Source organism: Microcoleus sp. S13_C3, assembly GCF_036700905.1.
In the GTDB taxonomy this organism is placed as follows: domain Bacteria; phylum Cyanobacteriota; class Cyanobacteriia; order Cyanobacteriales; family Microcoleaceae; genus Microcoleus.
Window position 1 is genome coordinate 1 of the sequence record NZ_JAUBPT010000278.1, and the last position, 5,306, is coordinate 5,306.

General features: G+C 45.9%; 5 protein-coding genes. 4 read left to right on the forward strand and 1 reads right to left on the reverse strand.

Annotated features, from left to right (window positions below):
* Positions 1-206 precede the first annotated feature (206 nt).
* Together QUA16_RS35515 and QUA16_RS35520 are read left to right on the forward strand one after the other, a co-directional pair.
* On the forward strand, positions 207-1,574 hold the full coding sequence (locus QUA16_RS35515) for an NACHT domain-containing protein (protein WP_333109440.1): 1,368 nt from the start codon (positions 207-209) through the stop codon (positions 1,572-1,574).
* Positions 1,575-1,901, forward strand: coding sequence for a hypothetical protein (locus QUA16_RS35520; RefSeq protein WP_333109438.1), 327 nt, complete (start codon positions 1,575-1,577; stop codon positions 1,899-1,901). It begins immediately after the preceding gene.
* A gap of 35 nt (positions 1,902-1,936) precedes the next feature.
* Here the strand turns inward: QUA16_RS35520 and QUA16_RS35525 are convergent, their stop codons facing one another.
* On the reverse strand, positions 1,937-2,500 hold the full coding sequence (locus tag QUA16_RS35525) for a Uma2 family endonuclease (protein WP_333109436.1): 564 nt from the start codon (positions 2,498-2,500) through the stop codon (positions 1,937-1,939).
* A 194-nt stretch (positions 2,501-2,694) separates the two neighbouring features.
* Between QUA16_RS35525 and QUA16_RS35530 the strand changes: the two genes are divergently transcribed.
* Together QUA16_RS35530 and secD are read left to right on the forward strand one after the other, a co-directional pair.
* The gene (locus tag QUA16_RS35530; protein ID WP_333109434.1) at positions 2,695-3,678 is read left to right on the forward strand and encodes an alpha-ketoacid dehydrogenase subunit beta; all 984 of its coding nucleotides are present in this window, start codon (positions 2,695-2,697) and stop codon (positions 3,676-3,678) included.
* Positions 3,679-3,836: 158 nt separating this feature from the next.
* Positions 3,837-5,234, forward strand: coding sequence for a protein translocase subunit SecD (gene secD, locus QUA16_RS35535; RefSeq protein ID WP_333109432.1), 1,398 nt, complete (start codon positions 3,837-3,839; stop codon positions 5,232-5,234).
* Positions 5,235-5,306 lie beyond the last annotated feature (72 nt).

Consider the following 5,306-nt stretch of genomic DNA (forward strand, 5'->3'; position numbering starts at 1 on the left):
CCGATACCTAAAAAGTTAGACGACCCATATTTATCACTGCATTGTTTGGTTATTTTGTCAATGCGTGAGTCCTAAAAATTTCAGATCCATAATTGTCGCAATAATTTGAGTCAATATATACTGGACGCCTGTAGTGATGGTAATCTTGCTCTGGGTTATTGGCGCGCAAATTTGCGAAGGTCAGCGTTCAGCGCGAGGTACATAAAATGTCAAAATTGATTCCTCTGAGATTACAACCGCCTCGCGATCGATTGTTGGAGGAGGTGAAGCAGGAAGTCCAAGCAGGCCTGGCGCAGTCTTTGCACGCTGCTGTGCTGGCTAACCTCAGCCAAGACTCGTCGCCTGTTGGTGTTAACCGCTGTTGGGATGTGGAAGTGAAAGCGGGCAACCGTCCGAGTTTTCGGCTTCCTCCCAAAGCAAGCATTGCCAAAGTGTTCGATCGCACCGGTGGCAAATTGGTAATTTTGGGAGCGACGGGTGCAGGCAAAACTACGACGCTGCTAGAATTAGCTCGTGTGTTAGTTTACCGCGCCCAAAAAGATGCTAGTTTTCCAGTACCAGTGCTGTTTGAACTCGGATCGTGGAAAGCAGAATCCGGGGCGATCGCAGATTGGTTAATTGCTCAACTTCAGTTTAAATACAGCATCTCTCCTGCTGTAGGCAAAAAATGGCTTGCCGAACAAAAATTGCTGCCTCTACTCGACGGCTTGGACGAAGTAGAAACCCACCGCCAAAATATCTGCATTCAAGCAATAAATCAATTTGTTGAAAGCGAATTTAAACCCAAACATTTAGTAGCTTGCAGCAGTTTTGATGCTTACAAAAACTGCGAAAGTCGATTTCGCCTGCAAGCAGCGGTTTTATTGAAACCTTTAACAGAAACTAAAATTCAAAATTATCTGCTAGAAGCCCGAAGCCGCGAACTTTGGTACAGCATTGAGCATGAGCCGGAGTTGTTGAAATTGGCAAAAGTTCCCTTGCTTTTGAGCATGATGGCTCTGGCTTACGACGATATTTTAATTGAAGCTTGGAAGCGCATTACTTCCGCAGAAGAACAGCGCAAATATCTGTTAACTGCCTATATTCGCCACCAAATCACCGGCGAAGTCAAGCAGTATCCCAGAGGTAAGGAACTGCGGCCCGAACAAATTCGCCACTGGCTGGGATGGTTGGCCAGAAGGATGGAAGAGCAAGGAATTCAAGAATTTTACCTCGATCGCATACCCTCTAGCTGGCTGCAAACAGAGGAGCAACGGCGCAAGTATCAGTTTGGAGTTAAGCTGGTTGGTGGGCTGATTTGGGTGATTTTAGGATTAATTGCCACCCTAGTCTCAGGGTCGATTTGGGGATTAATTGCCGGTGCTGTTGCTGCGGTAATTAGTGCTTTGTTGCCGGGAATTCCGGGGATTGAAAGGTTTATATTGCACCTCGTACTGTGGTCGAAGGGCTACATTCCTTGGGATTACAGGCGTTTTCTCGATGCTGCCACCGATCGCTTGTTGCTGCAAAAAACAGGCGATCGGCGTTATCGATTTATCCACGATTTATTGCAAAAACATTTTTCGGAAATCTAAATGCCGGAACTTGACAAAAACAAATATAATGGATGTAACTGTGAAGGAGATTCCAATACTCGACAAGCAAAAGGAAACTCAATGGCTGTAAAATTCATTCTGAGCGAATACGTTGACAAAGCAATGGATGAGGCTATGTATGACAAACTTGAAGATCGTAGCTTTGTTGGGAAAATTCCTGTTTGCAAGGGAGTCATCGCCTTTGGTTCAACTTTAAAAGAGTGTCAAAATGAGTTGCGCTCAACTTTGGAAGACTGGATTTTTCTAGGTTTAAAATTGCGACATCGAATGCCCATCATTGACAATGTTGATTTAAATATGCAATAGCTTGTCCACTACCATACACTCATCCTAAAAAAAGTTTATGGTATTTTTGCCATTTGAAATAGCTGTGAGGCCGTAAATTCTAATCCATCAAAAAGTGGATCTGTTAATAGCGTATCTCCCCTATAAGTCTGCGGTGCTGCATCGGGGTAAAAAACTGTAATGCTTCTCGCCTTGCTATCTACTATCCAAACCCGCAATACCTTAGCATCTAAATAATCTCTCGCTTTAGCAGCTAACTGACCAAAAGTTTGTTCTGGTGAAATAATTTCTATGACTAATTCGGGGACGACTGGACAGGTTTCATCTTGATTCCAGTCAGGAGATAAGCGTTCGTAAGAAACATACAAAAGATCGGGTACTGGCACCCAGTCTCGCCCCAGTCTGGTTAATCTGACCCCCCATTCTACACCAATTTCTCCCCGTTCCTCACCCCACTGTTCGAGGATTTTTAGTAGGCTTCGGGTGAGGCGAGAATGAAATTTTTTAGGTGACATCTTCGGTACTGCTTGCTCGTCAATAAGTTCGTAGGTAATATCGCCTTCTCCTTCGGGAAGAGCGAAAAACTCTTCCAGAGTTAGTTGAGTTTTTGTCTGGATCATAATATTCCTCTGCTGTGGGCAGGCAAGTTAGTATTATTTTAACTTAAATATTCATTGACATAATACAAATGTTATGATAAAGATTGGCAAAATCTTAAGTCTTAACTGCCGAATTTGCGATCGACTCCTAGATCGACACCCCCAAAAGGTTAAGATTCTAGTCTGACCCTCCTGCAATCATTGCTTAACCTCCTATGGCAGAAACCTTATTGTTCAACGCCCTCCGCGAGGCGTTAGACGAAGAAATGGCCCGCGACTCCGCCGTATTCGTACTCGGCGAAGACGTAGGTCAATACGGCGGTTCCTACAAAGTCACCAAAGACCTCTACAACAAATACGGCGAACTTAGAGTGCTCGACACCCCGATCGCCGAAAATAGCTTTACAGGCATGGCAGTAGGCGCAGCAATGACGGGACTGCGGCCGGTCATCGAAGGCATGAACATGGGCTTTTTGCTGCTGGCATTCAACCAAATTTCCAACAATGCCGGAATGCTGCGCTACACATCCGGCGGCAACTTCAAAATGCCAATGGTAATTCGTGGGCCCGGCGGCGTGGGCCGGCAACTCGGCGCGGAACACTCCCAGCGGTTAGAAGCATATTTCCAAGCAGTACCGGGTTTGAAAATAGTCGCCTGTTCGACTCCCTACAACGCCAAAGGACTTTTAAAATCAGCCATCCGCGACGATAACCCCGTTCTGTTTTTCGAGCACGTTCTTCTTTACAACCTCAAAGAAAATTTGCCAGAAACAGAATATTTAGTGCCGCTGGACAAAGCAGAAATTGTGCGATCGGGCAAAGATGTCACAATCGTGACATATTCAAGGATGCGACACCACGTCATGCAAGCCGTCCCCGCCCTGGTAAAAGAAGGTTACGATCCAGAAGTAATCGACCTAATTTCTCTCAAACCCCTGGACATGGAGACCATCGGCGCATCCATTCGCAAAACTCACAAAGTAATTATTGTAGAGGAGTGCATGAAAACAGGAGGCATCGGTGCCGAACTAATTGCTTCGATTAGCGATCGATTTTTTGACGAACTCGACGCACCGGTTTTGCGCCTGTCTTCACAAGATATTCCCACACCTTACAACGGCAATTTGGAAAGACTGACCATTGTCCAGCCCAATCAAATTGTCGAGGCAGTCCAAAAAATGGTAGCTTTGCGAGTATAAATAGTGATTAGTCAGTAGTCATTGGTTGACTGTTGACTGTTGACTGTTGACTGTTGACTGTTGACTGATGACTGATGACTGATGACTGATGACTAAAATCTGCCAACTGACAACTGCCAACTGACAACTGCCAACTGACCAATGACTAATAATTAAATATGCAAAAACAACGTTCCATATTAGCCCTAATTTTTGTTTTAATCATCGCCGCCATTACTGTAATAGTAACAATTCCGACGCGGCTGGGATTAGACTTGCAAGGAGGGTCGCAACTCACAATTCAGGTAAAAACTACCCCCACAATTCCCAAAATTGACCAGGGAATGTTAGAAGCAGTGCGGCGGATTGTCGAAAACCGCGTCAACGGTTTGGGTGTTTCCGAAGCATTAGTCCAAACAGTAGGAGAAGACCAAATTCTCGTGCAGTTGCCCGGAGTAAATGACCCGCAGCAAGCAGAACGAGTTTTGGGCGGCACGGCCAAGCTAGAATTTCTGGAACAACTGCCCGGAACAGAAGCACAATTAGGCATTGAAAGGCAGTTGCAGCAGGAATTGCTGGTCAAACAAACAGCATTGAAAACTAGCAACAATGAGGCAGCAATTAAAGAAAATCAGGCTGCTTTGAAAAGAAGCAATGAGGCGATTGCCAAACTCTTCAAAAGCAGCGGCCTCGGTGGGGAAAACCTCAAAGACGCTCAACCTCAACCCTTGGCGGCTGGGAAGAACTGGAACGTTGCTCTTGTTTTCGATACCAAAGGAGGCGAACTCTTTGCCCAACTCACTAAAAATTTAGCCGGTACCGGACGCAGTATCGGTATTTTCCTAGACGAAAGAATGATCAGTTCTCCAGTCGTCGGCGTGGAATTTGCCCAAACAGGAATTACTGGTGGGAGTGCCGTAATTCAAGGCAACTTTACAACGCAAGAAGCCAACGATTTAGCAGTGCAATTGCGGGGCGGCGCTTTGCCTGTGCCGGTCGAAATTGTAGAAAACCGCACCATCGGCGCTAGCTTGGGTAAAGACAGCATTCAAAGCAGTATTAACGCAGGTATCGGCGGCTTAGTTTTAGTCTTGATTTTCATGGTTGCCTACTATCGACTCCCCGGCGTAATTGCCAATATTGCGCTGTTAATTTATGCTCTATTAACTTGGGCAGCTTTCGTGCTTTTGGGAGTGACATTAACGCTGCCGGGAATAGCTGGTTTTGTGCTCAGCATCGGGATGGCTGTGGATGCTAACGTGCTGATTTTTGAACGCACGCGGGAAGAGTTGCGGGCGGGGAAATCGCTTTATCGATCGGTCGAATCTGGTTTTTACCGCGCTTTTTCCAGCATTTTAGACGGTAACGTCACAACAGTTATTGCTTGTGCTGCTTTGTTCTGGTTGGGCGCTGGTTTAGTTAAAGGGTTTGCTGTAACTCTGGCATTGGGGGTGGGAGTGAGTATGTTTACGGCGCTCACTTGCAGCCGCACTCTGCTGTTCGTAGTATTGAGCTTTCCAGCATTGCGGAAACCTCAGTGGTTCTGTCCCGGTTTGTCGAAAACTGCTAATAGTTAACTGTTGACTGTTGACTGTTGACTGTTGACTGTTGACTGTTGACTGTTGACTGTTGACTGTTGACTGTTGACT